The sequence below is a fragment of the Streptomyces sp. NPDC006372 genome, assembly GCF_040612515.1.
Classification (GTDB): Bacteria; Actinomycetota; Actinomycetes; order Streptomycetales; family Streptomycetaceae; genus Streptomyces.
The window spans coordinates 1-19,632 of sequence record NZ_JBEXQJ010000068.1 but is presented as its reverse complement, the minus strand read 5'-3'; the positions used below and the strand labels follow the sequence as shown (position 1 = coordinate 19,632).

8 protein-coding genes are annotated in these 19,632 nt (G+C 70.4%); 1 reads left to right on the top strand and 7 read right to left on the bottom strand.

Annotated elements, in window-relative coordinates; translation table 11 throughout:
• Positions 1–6,904 precede the first annotated feature (6,904 nt).
• A complete protein-coding gene (locus ABZ016_RS42195) occupies positions 6,905–8,536 on the top strand; it encodes an ISL3 family transposase (RefSeq protein ID WP_356922102.1) in 1,632 nt (543 codons plus the stop codon).
• Here the strand turns inward: ABZ016_RS42195 and ABZ016_RS42190 are convergent.
• The 7 genes from ABZ016_RS42190 to cas3 form a co-directional block, all read right to left on the bottom strand.
• Positions 8,484–8,933 (bottom strand): hypothetical protein, encoded by a 450-nt coding sequence (locus ABZ016_RS42190; RefSeq protein WP_356922101.1) that lies wholly within the window; start codon positions 8,931–8,933, stop codon positions 8,484–8,486. The genes ABZ016_RS42195 and ABZ016_RS42190 overlap by 53 nt on opposite strands.
• A gap of 1,837 nt (positions 8,934–10,770) precedes the next feature.
• Positions 10,771–11,523 (bottom strand): type I-E CRISPR-associated protein Cas6/Cse3/CasE, encoded by a 753-nt coding sequence (gene cas6e, locus ABZ016_RS42185; protein ID WP_356922100.1) that lies wholly within the window; start codon positions 11,521–11,523, stop codon positions 10,771–10,773.
• A gap of 5 nt (positions 11,524–11,528) precedes the next feature.
• Positions 11,529–12,326, bottom strand: a complete 798-nt coding sequence (cas5e, locus tag ABZ016_RS42180) for a type I-E CRISPR-associated protein Cas5/CasD (protein WP_356922098.1) — start codon at positions 12,324–12,326, stop codon at positions 11,529–11,531.
• Positions 12,323–13,477, bottom strand: coding sequence for a type I-E CRISPR-associated protein Cas7/Cse4/CasC (gene cas7e, locus ABZ016_RS42175; RefSeq protein WP_356922097.1), 1,155 nt, complete (start codon positions 13,475–13,477; stop codon positions 12,323–12,325). The genes cas5e and cas7e overlap by 4 nt, the downstream gene beginning before the upstream one ends.
• A 123-nt stretch (positions 13,478–13,600) precedes the next feature.
• A complete protein-coding gene (casB, locus tag ABZ016_RS42170; RefSeq protein ID WP_356922096.1) occupies positions 13,601–14,206 on the bottom strand; it encodes a type I-E CRISPR-associated protein Cse2/CasB in 606 nt (201 codons plus the stop codon).
• 130 nt (positions 14,207–14,336) lie between these two features.
• The gene (casA, locus tag ABZ016_RS42165) at positions 14,337–16,043 is read right to left on the bottom strand and encodes a type I-E CRISPR-associated protein Cse1/CasA (protein WP_355719946.1); all 1,707 of its coding nucleotides are present in this window, start codon (positions 16,041–16,043) and stop codon (positions 14,337–14,339) included.
• A gap of 279 nt (positions 16,044–16,322) precedes the next feature.
• Entirely contained in the window at positions 16,323–19,397 is a 3,075-nt protein-coding gene (gene cas3 / locus ABZ016_RS42160; RefSeq protein ID WP_356922103.1) for a CRISPR-associated helicase Cas3', read from the bottom strand.
• Between the last annotated feature and the right edge of the window lie 235 nt (positions 19,398–19,632).

Genomic DNA, 19,632 nt, shown 5'->3' with positions numbered 1-19,632 from the left:
ACATAAGAACAGCCGACTGGAATGACCGCCGACTGAACTCCTTCATCGCTGCTGCCGCCAAGTTGAGACATTTTGCGGTACCTGTGCGGAGCCGACCGGTACAGCTTCCACTCGACGCCGACCTCCGCCGGAGGATCCTCGCAGGCGTGGGGTCGACAGCGAATAACCGACCACGGCGCAGATCTTCACCGGACGATCCCCACTGGTGCGGGGCCGACTTCTTCAGGTCTGCGGCCTCGAACTGGCCGAACGGACAATCCCCGCAGGCGCGGGGCCGACTGCGCCGTCACCAGCATGGTCGGCCAGGACACCAGGCGCGGGGGCGACAGGGAGCCTGCGCCGGTCGCGCGCGGGTCCGGCGGACGATCCCCACAGGCGCGGGGGCGACCTCGGCCTGCCGATCCGCACAACCTCGGGGGATCCCCGCAGACGCGGGTCGGCGTAGCCGCGCCCGTCGCCGCGTTGGCCCACCGCGGAGGATCCCCGCAGGCACGGGGGCGACGGGGTTCCTCGAACAGCTCACCACCGTGGCGGGGGGAGGATCCCCACAGGCGCAGGGGCGACGTCTCCTCGTCGATCTCGTAGATCTCCTCCATCGGAGCATCCCCGTACGCGCGGGGTCGACCGATGGCTCTCCGCCGCCCAGCACGGCGAGACCAGAGGATCTCCGCAGGCGCGGAGGCGACGACCTTGCTGACGACGATGCCGGGGGCCTCCCGAGGATCCCCGCAGGCGCGGGGGCCGACAACTGGCGGGGCCTGCCCACCAACCCCAACATCGGAGGATCCCCGCAGGCGCGGGGCCGACGCCTGCGCAGCCTTTTCCGGGATACCGAGATCCGGAGGATCCCCGACGGCGCGGGGGCGACTGGGATGTCGGCCACGATCTCGTCGTTGGTCTGGGGAAGATCCCCGCAGGCGCAGGGGCGACGCAGGCATCCGGTCCGCACTGACCATGGCCATCGGAGGATCCCCGCAGGCGCGGAGGCGACTGGATGGTGGCCCGCGGCTTCCCGTCGGAGCACGGAGGATCCCCGCAGGCGCGGGGGCGACGGTAACGGCAATCCGTCGTGGGACTGCTCAGGCGGAGGATCCCCGCAGGCGCGGGGCCGACTCTATGGAGCGCGGCGACGTCACACAGTCGAGCGGAGGATCCCCGCAGGCGCGGGGCCGACCACGCGAGCACCGCCGCGACCGCGGCATCGATCGGAGGATCCCCGCAGACATGGGGCCAACGCGTTCGCGAGCGCCGGCGCGGCCGCGAAAGCCGGAGGACCCCGCAGGCGCGGGGCCGACCTGGTCGCCGCGGGTAAGTCGCTGATCCAGGGCGGAGGATCCCCGCAGGCGCGGGGCCGACCACTCTCAGGCCGCCGAGCTCGAGCGCTCCGGTGGAGGATCCCCGCAGGCGCGGGGCCGACTTGAGCATCCGCACCCACGCCACGCCCTGGCCGGGAGGATCCCCGCAGGCGTGGGGCCGACGGCGACATCGCCCGCCACTCCGCGTGGGACCGGGGAGGATCCCCGCAGGCGCGGGCCCGACGAACCCTGGAAGTTCACTGACGAGCAACTCCGCGGAGGATCCCCGCAGGCGCGGGGCCGACACCCCGGCCGTCTCCCTCGCCCCGGGCCTGTACGGAGAATCCCCGCAGGCGCGGGGCCGACTTCGGTTTCGAGGGCGACGAGGGTGAGCGGAGGATCCCCGCGGGCGCGGGGCCGACTCCACGACTGCGGGTGTGAGAGGCCGGGCACTCCGGAGGATCCTCGCAGGCGCAGGGGGGCGACCCGACCTCGGACACCAGATCACCCTGAACCAGGGAGGATCCCCGCGGGCGCGGGGGCGACGCTGACCTCGACGGACCGGCCGACCCTCTGCGCGGAGGATCCCCGCAGGCGCGGGGGCGACACGACTTCAGACTCTACCTACTGCCGGGTTCTACGGAGGATCCCCGCGGGCGCGGGGCGACGCGGTCAGCGCGGTCGCGAGGGTCTCGGTGCCCGGAGGTCCCCGCAGACCCGGGGACGACGATGCGGTCGTTCACGATGCGTCGTCCTTCGGCCGAGACTTCCCGCAGGCGAGGTCAACTTGGCCATCCGCTTCGCGTCGTCGAACACGCGCGGAAAATTCCCGCAGGCGCAGGGGCGATGTCCGGAGTGTCCCCGAGTGCCGCCATGTTGATGGAAGATCCCCGCAGGCGCGGGGTCGACAGGACGTCATCGTTCTCGATCAAGCCGGCGTGAGGAAGATCCCCGCAGGCGCGAGTGTGGCCCCACCACGTCCGCACGTGGTCCGCCGGACTCCGGAGGAATCCCCGCAGGCGCAGGGGCGAAATCGCGGACGCCCGGGAGACGGCCGGAGGATCCCCGGAGGCGCGGGAGCGACTGCCACCAGGCCATCGTCTCGTCCCACTACGCCTGAGCATCTCCGCAGAGCGGGGGCGACCACGCGTGGTGGGCGCAGGTCAGCAGCCACTGCGGAGGATCCCCCAGGCGCAGGGCCGACTCGATCGTCTCGCCCTGGGCGTCGACGTAGACGGGAGGATCCCCGCAGGCGCGGGACCGACTCGTCGCTGTGGCTGCGCTGGCCCGAGTTCGGCGGAGGATCCCCGCAGGCGCGGGACCGACGTGGAGCGTCAAGGGCACTGCCGGCGAACCTCAGGAGGATCCCCGCAGGCGCGGGGTCGACAGCGAGCGCACCGTACCGTCGCCGCGCTCCACTGGAGGATCCCCGCAGGCGCGCGGTCGATACCTCGCCGGCGCGCCCGTCCACGCTGTGGACCTGAAGATCCCCGCAGGCGCGGGGGCGACGGCGCCGGGTGGAAGGGTCGCTCCGCGAGACCCGGAGGATCCCCGCAGGCACGGGGCCGATGTCGGCTCGTACGTCCGCAACGTGCTGTTCATCGGAGGATCCCCGCAGGTGCGGGGCCGACATGCGGGCGATGGCCGCAGCCGCGTTGCGGTCCGGAGGATCCCCGCAGGTACGGGGGCGACTGGCTCGCGGACGCGGCCAAGTCGGGCCAGGACGGAGGATCCCCGCAGGCGCGGGCCGACTAGGTTTGAGTTGCTGTCACATCCCAGCAGGCGCGGGGCCGACTTACCGACCGGGTGCGCCGACGCATCGCAGTGCGGAGGATCCCCGCAGGCGCGGGGCCGACTACTCCTCAGCGAACTTGGCGGAGGCGTTGTGCGGAGGATCCCCGCAGGCGCGGGGGCGACATGATGGCTGCGGCAATCGTGCGCTTGCCGTTCGGAGGATCCCCGCCGGCGCGGGGGCGACACGAACTTGCGCTCCTGGTGGGGCTGCCACTCCGGAGGGTCCCCGCAGGCACGGGGGCGACGCGATGCGGACCCAGGTCGAGGGCAGCGCCAGCGGAGGATCCCCGCAGGCGCGGGGGCGACGTCTTCGACTGCGCCGACGGTACGGTGCTGACCGGAGGATCCCCGCAGGCGCGGAGGCGACGCGATCATCTCATCGTTGATCGTGACGTTCTGCGGAGGATCCAGGCAGGGCGCGGGGGCGACGGCTCCGGGATCGGTGAGGGCACCCGATTCCAGGGAGGATCCCCGCAGTCTCGGCGGCGACAGCAGGCCGATTCCGGTGCTGGCCATCGCGACCGGAGAATCCCCGCAGGCGCTGGGGTGACTCATCGTGTTGCTTAGGTGGAGCGGCCTCTCGAGGAGGATCCCCGCAGGCGCGGAGCCGACGCCCGTTCGTCTCGTGGTGCTTCGCGTAGTCCGGAGGATCCCCGCAGGCGCCGGATCGACCTGGGGTTGCCGTTGCCGCCCCACTGGTACCGCGGAAGATCCCCGCAGGCGCGGGGGCGACCTGACGGACAACCAGGGCGGCTACCTGGTCCCCGGAGGATCCCCGCAGGCGCGGGGCCGACCGGCTCTTGGCGGTGGCGTCCTTGTCGGGCCACGGAGGGTCCCCGCGGGCGCGGGGCCGACCGCTCCACCACGACGTCATTGGGCAAGCTCTTCGCCCTATGCGCCGGAGGATACCCGCAGGCGCGGGGGCGACGAGCTGAAGTGCCGTGAACTGGGCCCGGTGGTCGGAGGATCCCCGCGGGCGCGGGGCCGACACCTTGCCGTTCTCGTTGTCCTCGGACTGCGCCGGAGGATCCCCGCAGGCGCGGGGGGCGACGGAGCCGCCGCCGAACACCTCCGCACCACCCTCGGAGGATCCCCGCAGGCGCGGGGCCGACCCGCCACCATCCTTGGCGGGGGTACCAATGACCGGAGGATCCCCGCAGGCACGGGGCCGACCACCGATTGTCTGCCGAGGAGCACCGGTTCGTCGGAGGATCCCCGCGGGCGCGAGGCCGACGATCCCGTCACGGTCTGGGGGAGCGACCTGACCGGAGGATCCCCGCAGGCACGGGGCCGACGCAGCCCGCACGGCCACCAACACCCCCGTCCCCGGAGGATCCCCGCAGGCGCGGGGCCGACGTAACGCGACCGCTGACCAGCCGTGGAACGTGGGAGGATCCCCGAAGGCGCGGGGCCGACTCCTACACAGCGGGCACGTACTACCGGATCCGCGGAGGATCCCCGCAGGCGCGGGGGCGACCTCGTGGGATGCCGGCTCAGTGATGGGAAGCTCGGATGATCCCCGCAGGCGCGGGGGCGACGTGGCTTGGGTGCCCCGCTCGGCCCTGACCCGCGGAGGATCCCCGCGGGCGCGGGGCCGACATGCCCGGCCTGGTCCCGATCTTGATCAGGTACGGAGGATCCCCGCAGGCGCGGGGCCAACGCGGGCGTCAACGTGCTCACCTCGGACGACAAGGGAGGATCCCCGCAGGCACGGGGCCAACTCGGCGAGCTTCGTCGACGCGGACTTGACCTGCGGAGGATCCCCGCAGACGCGGGGCCAACTCCTCGGTGATGGGGGTGAGGTAGTGGGCGACCGGAGGATCCCCGCAGACGCGGGGCCAACCGTAGGGAAGCCCGACCCGAGGGTCCGCTGGCCGGAGGATCCCCGCAGGCGCGGGGCCGACCGCCGGTGCGACGGTAGCCACCGCCTCCAGGTGGAGGATCCCCACGGGCGCGGGGCCGACCCGCGCAGCATCGGCACGTCGCCCGGCGCGTCCGGAGGATCCCCGCGGGCGCGGGGCGGACCGGTCGTACGGCTGTCGTCGTCATCACGTCCTCGGAGTATCCCCGCGGGCGCGGGGTCGACCAGGCGCCGCTGGACGTCCCAGCGAGCACCACTCGGAGGATCCCTGCGGGCGCGGGGCCGACTGGGGCAGCGGGCTCGCTGAGCAGAACATTGCGGGAGGATCCCCGCGGGCGCGGGGCCGACGAAGGTCTTTGGCGACGCATGAAGCTCATCCCGGGAGGATCCCCGCAGGCGCGGGGCCGACCGCAGCAGCGGTAGCGCGGCCTCGGAGCCGTTCGGAGCATCCCCGCAGGCGCAGGGCCGACTTCCAGAAGACAACCTCCACCTACATCGTCCCCGGAGGATCCCCGCAGGCGCGGGGCCGACGCCGTTGTGCGGGCGGCGGCGCGGTGCGTGTTCGGAGGACCCCCGCAGGCGCGGGGCCGACACAGGGTCAGCACACCTCGGGTTGCGGGTCCAGCGGAGGATCCCCGCAGGCGCGGGGCCGACGACCGGTTCCTCGTCGAGCAGGCCGTCCTCCACGGAGGATCCCCGCAGGTGGGGGGGCGACGCGATGCCGCCGCACAGCGTGGACTTCCCGTTCGGAGGATCCCTGCAGGCGCGGGGACGACGGCGAGATCTGGGGTGCCCTGGATGGCACGCCGGGAGGATCCCCGCAGGCGCGGGGGCGACGGCTCCCAGCCGATGCCGATGCCGTCCATCGCCGGCGGACCCCGCAGGCGCGGGGCGACACTCACGCTCCGGTGAGCACGGCGGCGAGGTCTGCAGGATCCCCGCAGGCGCGGGGCCGACGAGCGTTGCCACGCCGAGCCGCGCGTTCGTCCCGGAGGATCCCCGCAGGCACGGGGCCGACGCGGAGGCCCTCGGCGTCGCCGTGCTGGTGCTCGGAGGATCCCCGCGGGCGCGGGGCCAACCCGTTTCCGGCAAGCTTGAAGTCCTCAAAGCCCGGAGGATCCCCGCAGGCGCGGGGCGACTTGCGCTTCGCGGTGTTAATGCTGCGGCCGAACGGAGGATCCCCGCGGGCGCGGGGCCGACACATCGAGGGCGGACGCGATCCTCGGGATCGCCGAAGGATCCCCGCAGGCGCGAGGCCGACACCTGCGGAGTGTGCTACCGCACTCACACTCAGGGAGGATCCCCGCAGGCGCGGGGGCGACGTCTTGCCCATGCGGTCGGCGGCGCCGCCCACCGAAGGATCCCCGCAGGCGCAGGGGCGACTTGCGGACTTGGACACGTCGTTGATGCGGCCCGACGGAGGATCCCCGCAGGCACGGGGCCGACGATGCGGGCGTACTCGGCCTGCGCCTTGACCGCGGAGGATCCCCGCAGGCGCAGGGGCGACCTGCCGGGCGGTGACTTACTAGCGGTGGCTGGCGGAGGATCCCCGCAGGCGCGGGGGCGAAGGGTCACGCCCACCGGCGGAGAATACCCCGCAGGCGCGGGTGCGACTCCTCCTAGTCCTTCTTCGGAACCTTGGGGGGCGGAGGATCCCGCAGGTGCCGGGGCGATGCGGCCAGCGTGTAGGCCTTGACCGTGTCCCGGGGAGGATCCCCGCAGGGGCGGGGCCGACCTGCTCGCTGCCCTGCGCGCGACCCCGCGTCGCGGAGGATCTTCGCAGGCGCGGGCCGACAACGCTCACCTCGCTCGTTGAAACTCCCCACTCCGTTGAACTCCGGACCGAGTGGGGCGAAGAGCGAACGTGGTGATTTTCAAGGCTCTGTCCGCAGTTCCGTGAATCCCCAGGTCAGCCGCTAGAACGCGGGATCGTTTCGGCAGCGTACTTCCTGCCGTGGCGAGCAAGACGGTTGAGGATGTGCTGTTTCCCGGGATCGATGTGCGGGTGGAGGGGGTGAGCGACTTCTCGGACGTCCTGGTGGTAGAGGTAGCGTCGACGGCCTGCCCAGGCCGGTGCCCGAACTGCCGCAGGCAGGCCCGTCGCGTGCACAGCACGTATCAACGCACACTGGATGAGCGGCCGTTGGGCTCGCGCCGGGTCGTCGTCCGGCTGCGGGTGCGCCGGTATTTCTGCGACCGCGGGAGCTGTTCGCGCATGACGTTCGTAGAGCAGGTGCCGGGGCTGTCCGCGCGGTACCGCCGTTCCAGCACGGGGCTGGTGGGCTGGCTGCGGTCGATCGCGATGGAGCTCGGCGGCCGTCCTGCCGCACGGCTGTGCCGCCGGTTGCAGCTGACCGCGGGCCGGACGCGTCTGCTCAGGCTGCTGACGGCGCCGGCGGTGCCTGACTGTGCCCCGCGGGTGCTGGGGGTGGACGAGTTCGCCTTCCGCAAGGGCTGTACCTACGGCACCGTGCTGGTCGACGTCGAGGCCGGCTGGGTCGTGGACGTGTTGCCCGACCGCACCTCCGAGACGTTCGCGGCCTGGCTCAAGGAGCATCCCGGTGCGGAGATCATCTGCCGTGACCGGGCCACTGCCTACACCAAGGCGGTCAGGGAAGCCGCCCCCGATGCCGTCGAAGTCGCTGATCGCTGGCATCTGCTGCAGAACCTGTCCGCCGCAGTGGAGAAGACCTGCCACCAGCACCGCGACTGCCTGCGCAAACGCGCCGAGGAAGAGACGGTGACCGAAGTGCCCGAGGTACCCCCGATGCTGTCACCGCCCGCGGAACTGCCCCGCACACAAATCATCGAACGCACCCGTCACCGCTACGAAGACATCCACCGCCTGCTGGAGAAACGCTGGACGATCAGCGCGATCGCCCGACGTCTGAACCTCGACCGCAAGACCGTCCGCCGCCGCGACACCGACCTCGACCAGCTGCTCGTCTCCGCCCGCGAACGCCGACCCAACGGCGTCCTGGAGCCGTTCAAGGCATACCTGAACACCCGCTTCACCGAGGCGCAGGGCCAGGTCAGCGGCACCCGGCTGTTTCTGGAGATCCAGGCTCGCGGCTACCGGGGCAGTCGCCAGGTCGTCCGCAAACACCTCGCCGCCCTGCGCGCGGGCACTACACAACCGGTGCGGGCCGATATTCCCAGCCCGCGCAAGATCACCTCCTGGATCATGCGGCCCCGCGAGGCACTCACCGAGAGCCAGAACGAGCGCCTCCTTCAGGTCCGGCTCGTCTGCCCGGACATCACTCGGGCCTGCGATCTCGCTCGGGCGTTCGCCGACCTGGTTCGCCACCAGCGCGGATACCTGCTGCTGGAGTGGATCCGGCAGGCCGAACAGGACGCACCGAAGCCGATGAAGGGCTTCGCCGGCTTCCTCCGCCAAGACCTCGACGCGGTCACTGCCGGCCTCACCCTCCCCTGGAGTTCCGGCGTCGTCGAAGGCCACGTGAACCGGGTGAAAACGCTCAAGCGAGCCATGTACGGCCGGGCCTCGTTCGGACTCCTCCGCACTCGCATCCTCACTCAGCCGTCGATGCCCCTTCAGTGGGCTTCTGGTAGGAAGGAAGGTTGAGCTGTTCATGCAGGCGAGCCGCAGCCTGGAGGTCATTGGTGACCATCACCTGAGCCAACCTGCCCGCCACTGCGATCACGGTGCCCCAGGCTGGAGCGTCTAGATAGACCTCGTCCGGGGCACCGCGACCTACTTCTTCCTGCACGGTCGAGTAGACCTTGCCCAGCTCCTTCATGAGCGCGACTTCCTCCTCCGTCCGCAGGCTCTTGCCCAGCCACGGCGCGGGATCGTCTGCGTTGCAGAAGTCGTCGAACAGAACGGTGACCACGTAGTCCAGGTCCTCGAACTCATCCGGCCGCAGCCAGACATCGCGCTGCCACGAGGGACTCGCAAGGGCGAGAACCGCTGGCACAACATGAAGTCGGAAGACCGGGAACTCAATGCCGTGATCCGTCACATCGCGAGCCTACTGACACGGTGTGGGACACCACCCACTGGCCACTGCGCTGTTCACGGAACTGCGGACAGAGCCATTTTCAAGAATCCCCATCAACAGCGACTCGCCCCACATCTGAGCGTATACGAACGGAGGATCCCCGCAGGCGCGGGGCCGACCGGTGGACGCCGTCGGCGGCCGGCTCGGTGCGCGGGGGATCCCCGCAGGCGCGGGGCCGACGTCTTTTCGGCACCACGGTTGGCTGCCTTGCCCGGAGGATCCCCACAGGCGCGGGGCCGACCTGCCGTCCTCGTCGTACGCCCGCAGGTCCATGGGAGGATCCCCGCAGGCGCGGGGGCGACTCGTTGACCTGGTCGATCGACTCGCCGTACCCCGGAGGATCCCCGCGGGCGCAGGGCCGACAGTGCTCCCCTCGCTACTCTCGTGCGAGAGTCAGGAGGATCCCCGCAGGCGCGAGGCCGACCGCGCACCCATGACCGCCGTCGCCGGGGCGACCGGAGGATCCCCGCAGGCGCGGAGGCGACCGCACGCCGTCGGAGAAGCTGAATCCACTCCACGGAGGATCCTCGCAGGTGCGGGGCCGATGGGATCAGCCTGCTCGCGCGGGAACCGGGCATCGGAGGATCCCCGCAAGCGCGGGGCAACCCAGGCAACGCACTGTTCCTGCCCGCCGGGTCGGAGGATCCCCGCAGGTACGAGGGCGACTGAAGCCCGAGCGACCACAGCTCCATACGTTCCGGAGCATCCCCGCACACGCGGGGTCGACACCCAGGCCGACGGTTGGGTGCAGGTCATCGGCGGAGGATCCCCGCAGGCGCAGGGGCAACGCAGGCTTTCGGTAGCTCACGTCTATACCGGACGGAGGATCCCCGCAGGCGCGGGGGCGACATGCCGGCTGACCACACGTTCCGCCATACGTCCGGGTATCCCCGCAGGCGCCGGGCCGACTGCGTGGCTACGGTCAGGGTTCCGTTCTCCGCCGGAGAATCCCCGCAGGCGCGGGGCCGACCAAGACGCTGTCAACCTGCTGTGGGCGCAGCTCGGAGGATCCCGCAGGCGCGGGGGCGACTAGGGGGCTGGCCTGCTCGATCCAGAGACAGCCCGGAGGATCCCCGCGGGCGCGGGGCCGACTCGAGGATGCCCTTCGTGATGTCCGCACGGACCGGAGGATCCCCGCGGGCGCGAGGCCGACACAGCCGTGGCGGAGATCGTCGCCCACTCCGCCGGAGGATCCCCGCAGACGCGGGGGGCGACGCGATGCCGCCGCACAGCGTGGACTTCCCGTTTGGAGGATCCCCGCGGGCGCGGGGCCAACGGTGCCACGCACCAGGGTTGGGCGCCACCGTACGGAGGATCCCCACAGGCGCAGGGGCGACGGGTAGATCCGGCCGTCGAAGATCTGCGTCGGCGGAGGATCCCCGCAGGCGCGGGGCCGACGTCGAGGGCAACGTCCACGAGCCCGGCGACCTCGGAGGATCCCTGCAGGCGCGGGGCCGACTGGTCATCCAGGACATCCAGGCTGACCAGCACCGGAGGATCCCCGCGGCGCGGGGGCGACCTCGACCCGCGGCTCTACCTCCTCCTCCGGCTCGGAGGATCCCCGCGCGGGCGCGGGGCCGACGAGCGTGGCGGGCTTGCTGTTCTCGACCGCCCATGGAGCATCCCAGCCGGTGCGGGGGCGACTTCAAAGGAGGCCGGCATCATGCAGGCCTTCGGAGGATCACCGCAGGCGCAGGGGCGACGCCTGTTCCAGGGTGATGCCGGGGTGCTCACGCGGAGGATCCCCGCAGGCACGGGGCCGACTCCACCATCCAGACACAGATGTCGGGCACGGTGTTCATGCCCTTTCGGGGAGTGGGGCGAGGGTGAGCAGTCCGCATCCGTAGGCCTTGGACGGGCCGATGCCGGCCAGGAGGCGCTCGGTGAGGAGGGCCGGGTCGGTGATGCGCAGGCTTCCTTCGAAGGTCACGGAGTGCATGACGACGTGAGCTTCTTTCGCCGTGGCCGGGCCTTTGCCGAAGGAGCGGCGTTGGCGGGTGGTGATGCGGATGTCGCGGGGTGGTTCTCCGTTGGTGTCGTGGGTTGTGTCCAGGTGGGGGGCTGTGGGGATGTCGAAGCCCCAGCGTTGGGTGCGGGTGAGGAACCAGCTGAGTTGGGCTGCGGCGGTGCGGTGGCCGAGGCGGAAGCTGCGACGGTCGCCGGCTTCGATGCGTGCTTGTTGGCGCGCGGTGGGTTTGTCGGGCCGGTTGGTGTTCTGGACGGGGTTGGCGGTGAGGCGGAAGGCGAAGCTGCGGCCTGGTGCGAGTTGTTGCAGGAGTGGGGCGTAGTCGCGTACGGCGTAGTGCTCGCCGTCGGCGCCTGGCCAGCCTGCCTGTTCGACGAGGTGGGTCCAGTCCGGTTTGTCGGTGGTGAGGACGAACAGGTGGGGGCGGTGGGGGTTGTCGGCGTCGAGCCGCCACAGGGTGCGGTCCTGTTCGGGCAGGCCGGGAAGGCCTCCTTGGACGGCGGCGTGCATGGCGCGGGGGCTGGCGAGGAGTGTGCGGCTTTCGGCGCGCAGGGGGTTGATGCGGATGCGGGAGAGATAAGGCATGTCGGTCACCAGCCCAGGAGGGCGAAGGGGTCGTGGCCTGCGGTATTCGGGGGCCGTGTGGGGTCGGGTGTGAGGCCGGTGGGTGCGGCGAGATAGGTGTGCCGGGTACGGCGGGTGGTGAAGGTCCGGCTGGTGGGGGCGAAGGACAGGGGGACGTCGTCGCGGACTTCGTCTCCTGCCGGGTCGTCGAGGGTGGCGGGGAGGTCGATGGTGGCGGCGTTGCCGTTTTGGTGCCCCCAGCGCTTGCGTACTGCGGGGGTGGCCTGCCAGGGCTCGGCGCGCAGCGCGTCCTGCAGTGAGCCGGTGCGCTGGCCCAGGGCCAGGGGCTGTGTGGGCGCGCAGGAGCGGCGGCCGAGAGCGAGGGGGAAGGCCGGGTGGCGTAGGGCGTGTTCGAGGGTGGTGATGAGTTCTTGGGGGCCTTCGACGGCTGCCAGGAAGACGGCGTCCTGGAGGTAGAAGCGCTGGGTGATGTGGGTGTGTTTGGCGGGTGAGGTGGGTTTTTGCAGGCCCTTGGCGGTGACGGCGGCGGACAGGAGCGGCTGGCCGCGGTGGTCGCTGACGGTGTGGTAGTCGCGAAGGATGCTGCCGGGCTGGTCGATGCGGATGCCGAGTCCCAGCCCGGCGAGGTCGTCCAGTGCGGCGTGGCGCGAGCGGCCGGCGGCTGCGGCGAGGAGGCCCACGACTCCGGATTTGGTGGGTTCGGGTCGGGTTTCACGTCGGTTGAAGGTGCTGCGGTCGCCCCATGACTGGAGCGGTGCGGCGAGCCGCAGCACAAGGACGGAGGTGGGGTCGGAGGGTGTCACGCCTGTGCCCCCAGGGCGTTGGTGATGCGCGCGTGCAGGGTGGTGCGCAGGTCGGCGAAGGTGACGGGTTCACCGAAGGCCTGGGTGAGGGTTTCGGCGGTGTCCTTGGTGCGGGGTTCGCGGGTGGTGAAGGTGTGGCTGGCCGCTGCGTAGAGGGGGGTGTCGCCCCATACCTGTGTGGCGGTGATGTGCTCTTCGGCGAGGCGGCGGGCGGAGTTCGCCTGGATGCCGGCTTCCGCCGCGACGGGCTCTTCGAAGGCGGAGACCAGGTTGACGGGCTGGTCGGTGCGCACGACGACCGCGACGAGGCTGGGCCGGGTGCGGTGGGCGAAGGAGTTCTGGTAGCCGGTGGGGGCGGACAGGGCGAAGCTGTCGACGAAGCGGTCGAGGGCGTCGAGAGCGGCTTGTGTGTCACCGCCGAGGTTGTCGGTGAGCTGGGCGAAGCCGACGGTGGCGTAGCGGTAGAGGGTGGCGGAGTTGAAGCCGATGGTGCCGATCATGCCGGCGCCGGTCTCGTCCTTTTCGTTCTGGTCGTCGACGGCGGTGAAGTAGTCGAACTCGAGCTGCGTCTCGTGGGTGGAGAGCGCGTGGGCCACCTGCACGGCTGCGTCGACGTTGAGCTTGGGGATGTCGGCGACCATACGTCCGAACAGGGCGACGCCCACGGGGTGCCCGGTCTTGAAGGTCTGCGCGACGGGCAGTTCCTTGACTGCTTCGGTGAGGGCCTTGTCGTCGAGTGCTGCGAGGTCTGCGGCATGGTCCGTGACGAGGGCGGCCACTGCGTCGAGCTGGGCGTTGCCGTAGAAGAGGAGGTAGGCGGTGTCACCGGCTTTCTTGCCCTGGCTCAGGCCGAGCTGGGCGAGCAGGGCGGCTGCGATCCGGCCGGCCTGTTCGCTTTCCAGGCCGGTGTTCCGCGAGATGCGGGCCATGAGTTCACCGGTGATGCGCTTGGTGCGGGTGGCGCGGTCGGGCTCGGGAGCCTGGGTGTCGAAGTGCTGGCGGGTCGCTCGCTTCCATGCCTGGGAGGAGACGCGGGAACGGCGGACGCCGCCGTAGATGGCCTCCTTGGGGTTGCCCTGGTCGTCTCGGTTGAGGTTGGCGGGCGGGACGGTCTGGACGACGTGCACGTCGATGTAGAGGCGCTGGGTCATCGGGTTGCTCCAGGTCGTGTGAGTGAGCGGTAGCCGCGTGGCCTGCGGGCGTCGCGGATGCGGGTGTGCAGGTGGGAAGGGAGTGTCGCTGCGGGGCGGCGGACGTCGGGCGTGCTGGTGGTCTCAGCGCTCGGGTCGTGGAGCCGGTGCCGGCTGGGTCCAGGCGTAGTAGTCCAGGCCCCAGCGGCGGCGGACGCGGGAGCGGGAATCGGGCCGGTTCCAGTCGTGGATGTCCAAGGCCAGGCGGTCGTAGTCGAGGGGCTGCTTGATGTCCTTGAGCTGGGTGACCAGACCCCGAAGACGCATCCGCAGTGCCTGCGTCGACGTCGCGGAGAACGCCTGCTGGAAGCGGGAGTCGACGGCCTGGTCACTGGTGCGGTCGTGGCGCCGGAGCTCGAGCATGGCCCGGCCGAGGCCGACTCCGTCGCGGTGCATCGGCCGGTCCTGGCTCTGCTGGTGCAGCCCGTAGAGCGCGAGCGCGACGTGCTCGGCCTCCTGCTCGGCCGAGACCTCCCCGCGTCGGGCGGCGTAGTCGTCGACCGGGCAGGTGTAGAACGGGAACAGCTCCAGCACGGTTCCGGCGGGGCGGCCCAGGCCTCGGCGTAGAACCGCGAGGTCCTCGCCGGGCGGGCGCTGCATGGCCGCAGTGCCGTTCTTGCGGCGCCAGGTGCCGTCTGCGGCGATGTAGCGGTGCCAGATGCGCTGCTTCGTAGAGTCTTCTTCGGTCATGGCCGTGTCCAGACGTGATGAGGGACGCTGTGTCACCAAGGCGTGGGAGGACGCCCGCGGAGGGCATGGCCGGATCCCTCCGGCCAGGGCGTGACGACTAGAGAGGGCACCTTGAAAGGTGCCTCGCCGCCTACCGGTTGTCGGGGGTGGGGCAGTTGCGTCGATGGGCGTCGGCGCGGTGGAGGATCTGCGCACGGCGCTTGAGGAAGGATGCCTCGGCCAGCGAGACGCGGTGCGTGCGCTCGGGCTTCCCCTCCCCCTGCGAGACGCTTCTGCCCACGAACGCGCCGACAGGCACCGCCTGGAGGAGGCGGTCAGCGACCTCCCAGCTCCGGCGCCAGGCAAGCTGCTCCCAGGCGAGCTGCCCGGCCTCGATCCGCTCCAGGTCCTCCACCTCCCTCATCCCGGCCAGCAACCGCCGCACCAGCGGGTCCAGTGCGTGCAGGACGAACTCCCCGGGGCGCTGCCCTTTGTCCCAGGGGATCGGTTCGGTGCCCAGAGCACGCCGCAGATCAGCCGAGAGGTGATTGACGGCCGTGGCCAACTGCTCAGCCTGTTCAGCTACTTCGAGAAGCGCTGAGCGGACGTCGCTGTCGGCTTCGAGCGCGGCCAGCGGGAGGGGCAGCGCGTCGAACATCACGTCGTCGATGACGGCTGACTGATTGCCGTACGCGACACCGGAGAGTTCCACACGCAGCGGATAGGCCTCGCCGAGATCGGGTGCCAGGGCGCCGGCCTGGTCCAGGAGCTTGCTCGTGGCGAACCCGCTCGTCTTCTCCCCTGCTTCCCTGGACTGACGCTCGGGTGCCAGCAGCGCATCGAGCCCGCGCCACGCGGCCTTGCCGGGCTGCAAGCGCAGAGGACGACGCGGGGATGTGGTGCCGCCCTTGCTTCTCCCCGTGCTTCGGCTGCCGGTCGGTTCTACTCGCCACATGGTGTGCGGCTCGGTTTCGGGTGTGTGAGGCATCCGGTCCCCCGCAGCGACCAGTACCCGCGTCACCCGCAGGCCTTCGTCGGTCGTCTCCGGGAAGAGCCGGATCCGGCGGGACTGCCAGGTCCACAGGTCCAGAAGTCCTTCGGGTGCCCGCTCCTGCCACTGAGGGGTGCCGGCCGAACGCGGATCGTCGGGCTCGCGCCTCCTCCACTGCGGCAGGTCGGCCGACGTCGGCGGCGCCCCGACCGGGAGGTTCAGCAGCAGCGTCTCGAACAGCGTCGTGCCGACCAGCAGGGCCACGCCCATCTGCCCCAGCGGCCCGGTCGGATTTCCGACTGTCTTGCCCGCCTTCGCCCTCGGGTCGCCCACCGCGCCCGTCTTGATCGCCGCAGTGTCCCAGCACTGCGTGTGCAGCAGCCAGTGTGCCGCCTGTGCCGGAGCCAGCGAGAAGGCGTCGCCCTCCGTGCGGGAAGCGAACAGCGGCACGTTGTTCCCGGTGGCGGCGGTCGCTACGATCAGCCCGGCATTCTTCGTCTCGCCCTTCGCGGTGCACAGCCCGGCGACCTGCCCGAAGGGCCGCACCGGATCGAACAGATCAAACAGCCCGCGATGCGTGTCCAGATACGCCTCGAGCTTGCCGCGTTGCTCCCTTGACCAGCGCCGTGTGGAGAACCAGTTCATCCACTCGCGCTCGTCGGACGGACGGCCCAGGGCGTCGAGAACCACGGCCAGCAGAACCTGCCGGAACACGGCCGGCCTCTGGGTGGGGAGCTCCACCACAAGGTCGCCGAATTCGTGTGCCTCCAGCAACGCGGTGCGCAGCGAGTGTTCTTGTGCCGGTCCCCCTGCGGCTGGCGGTAAGCGCAGCCAGGAGTCGTCCGTTAAGGAAAAGCCATGGCTCATCGGTCCCCCTCGATGGAAGCTTCTATGTTTAACGCTAGCAGTGGCCCTGTGGCGTCCACATGCTTATTTCGCAATCAGGTGCAACAATCCGGCCGTTGACCCCAGCGACCGGCCCGCGAGGGCCCGGGCTGCGGGGATGATCCCCTTCTCTGTTTGCACAGCGGATCGGGAATCGCTTCGCCCCCGCGCCACGCGGGGCACCGAGCCGCCGGGCCACGGCCCGGCGGCTCACCTCACCCCCTGCGAGCCCCACTGCAGCCGCACGGCCGACGCCGGAACCTACGTCTGCCGCAACCCGAAGTCGTCGTCGTAGGACACCGTGACGTCGCCGAGTCGGGCCCTGCGCGAGCGATCCAGCACCAGCGCACGGCTCCGTCGCAACCACGGATGTCCGTGCCAGCCGGGCAACGACCGCAACTCCTGGGCTGCTTGGGTGAACTTCGACGGCAGGCGCACCACCGAGCCCAGCACCTCATCCAGCACATCGGGCGCCACATCGCCATTGACGCTCAAGGCCCGTCCCGCCAGCGTCCGGAAGGCATGGTCCTCGTCCCGGACCACCAGGACGACCTCGACGGACTCGTCACCGTCGCGCACCGCCGTCTGCAACGAAGCCTCGTCGCTGCCCGCTGTGGATCCGCCGTAGTGCAGACCTGCCAGCGTCCGCTTTTCGTGCTCACCGTGCGGCGTCAGCAAGAACTTCCGCGCCTCCTCGGCACGGATCCGGTCCCGGTTCTCCTGCTCCCGGCAGGCCTCCTCACCAGCCTCCTGCCACGCCTCGGGCAGCAGCGACGCATCCGCCCCGTACACCTTCCCCACCAGCCCGGGCACGTCTGCCGGGACCGACCACACCTCGCCGACGCCGGGCAGCACAGCAGCGGTCCGCAGCAGCAGATGACGTCCGTAGATCGCCCCGCTGGCAAACGCGAAGGCCGGTTCACGTCCCTCACGCGGCTCGAACCCCGTAACGAACACCCGTGGCACGCGCAGCCTCGCCGGGCGCCACGTGTCCTCGTGCCGGTGCAGCCGCCCTACCCGCTGCAGCAACAGGTCAACGGGGGCGAGATCCGTGATCAGCATGTCGGCGTCGACGTCGAAGGACTGCTCGGCCAGCTGAGTCGCCACCAGGATCAGCCGGCGGCCCCGGGGGCGCGGCGTCCTCGGGCCCAGCAGACGCAGACACTCCTCCGTCAGATCGGCACGCCGGGCAACCGTGAAACGGGCATGCAGAAGGCGCACCTCGTCATCACCGAACCGCCCGCGCAACTCTTCGTAGAGACTCTGCGCCCGCGCAACGGAATTGCGGATGACGAGCGCGGTCCCTCCGTCGACGAGTTCACTCGCCAGCAGGTGCCCCACCCTTACATCCGCCTCGGCCTGCAACCGCTCCCGCTGCTCACGCGAAGTGCCCGCGCCGGGCACCGCCTCGGGCACTACCTGCACCACCACGCCGAGGTCCTCGCGCCAACTGTCCGTTGCATCCACATGGAACTGCGGCTCCCCCGAGGCTGACAACCAGGCCGCCGTGACACTCGGATACCCCAGCGGCGCCGGAACCTCGACCCGGAACTCCTCACGTGATGCCGCACCGGCCAGATAAGCCTCGCCCAACGCTGTGCGCTGCGCGGGGGCAAGCGTCGCCGACAAGACCAGCACCGGTACCCCGGCCTGGCCCAGCCAACGCAGCGCCTCCCGCAGAAACTGACTCATGTACACGTCACAGGCGTGCACTTCGTCTAGAATCACGACCTTGCCGGCCAAGCCCGCCATCCGCAGCATCACATGCCGCGTACGGGTAGCCGCATACAAAAGCTGATCAACCGTACCGACTACGAAGGGGGCCAGCAGCCCGCGCTTCGGCCCCAGAAACCACTCAGCAGGCGCCTGCCGCTCGGGCACGCCGCGCACCTCAGACTCAACCCCGTACGGGTCGTTGTCCAAACCAAACTCATCCACCCCGCAGAACGCCTCGTCCGCGTACGCATCCGCGTCCTCCAGGAGGGCCTTCCACTCCCGGTTGAACGCTCTCTTGCCGTGCAACAGCACTACGCGGGAGGCAAGTTCCCCTTCGATCGCCTCCACCCACCGACGCGTGCGGGTGAACATGGGATCACTGGTCGCCTGGGTCGGCATCCCCACGAACACACCATCCGCGCCGAATTTGGCCGCCAGGACTTCCGCCGCAGCCTGAGCAGCCTCCGTCTTGCCCTCACCCATCGGGGCTTCCACCACCATGAGACCCGGACCGCCCATGCGGCGAGCTGCCTCAACCACCATGACCTGCGAGGGCCGCGGCGCATAACCGAACCGGTCCCGGAACGCCTCGGGCCCTGGCACGCCCAAAGCACCCCATCCACCGTGCAGCCCCAGAGCCTTCCACGCCGACGCCGCCCGCTCACGGGAAGCATCCAGACTCACCAGCCCCAGATCGTCCAAGCCCACGAAGAAGCGCTCGTCACTGGCAATCCAGTCCGCCATGACCACCAGACCGCTGAGCTGCAACTGGAGCGCCCTGGACGGAACCACCATCGGCTCCACCTCACCGAGCGACCCTAACCCGACCTCCTGGGTGAACACATCAAGCAGAGCTTGCTGAACCCGGCGCCACGCCCCCCTCCCCCGCAGCTGACCCTTCGCCGAACGAGGCTCCTGCACATCCCGAAGCGAAGGAAACGCACCATGATGCCCAGCCACCAGCGGCCACACCCAGTCCAGCTGCTCCGCATCCCACCCGGCCTGAGCCAGCAACTCTCGCGCCAACAGCCCACCGGCCCAGTCGTGACGCCACCGCTTCTGCTGCTTCGCCCCCGCCACAGCAGCCGACTCAACCCACGTCAACCCCGATCGGCGTACAGCCTCCGCTCCCTCCGGCCACAAACGCTGATGTGCCGGCGTCGCCTTCCCGCAATCGTGAACCCCGCACAACCAGGCAAACAACCGCCGCCCACGGCCCGGCCCACCCGCAACCTCATCCAGCGCCGACCGCGTTGCCCGTGCGAGGAAACCGTCCCACAGCAGCTCAGCAACGGCCGTAGTATCCAGAAGGTGCGCCAGCAGAAGGTTCGTCTTGCCCCCTGCTCGCTCCCTCGACTTCCCCCACAACGTCTCCAGCGCCTCTACCACGAACGGCTCATTACGCCCGCTCAGACCTTGCACGCTCCCCACCCGTCGGTCGACCGTCCAGAACTGAGCATCAGAGGCTAGAGGCCACCACTGACAGCATGGGCTGACCTGCAGAGTCACCACACCAACCGACGCGAAGCGGACTGCCGACCCTCCGAGAGGACTTCCGTGGCGGGGGGGGCGATGTGCCCCTCCGCACAGGGCGACCTGCACACGCACAAACGTCGCCATGAACCCAGTGCCCGTAGTGTTGCCGTTCAACGGCACAGGCTACCGAGAGCCATGCCAGCCATTTCTGTGCCGCAACCGGTTCACAAACTGGCGCCTCTGGCGAATCGATCGGCTGGCAGGAATATCTGGCTACGTCAGGCCGAATGTTGCTCCACCACCCCGAGCCTTCGAATAGGGTCAGCCCCGATCCGCACTGCGCAATGCAGAACATCGAATTTCACGAGACGTTCTCATG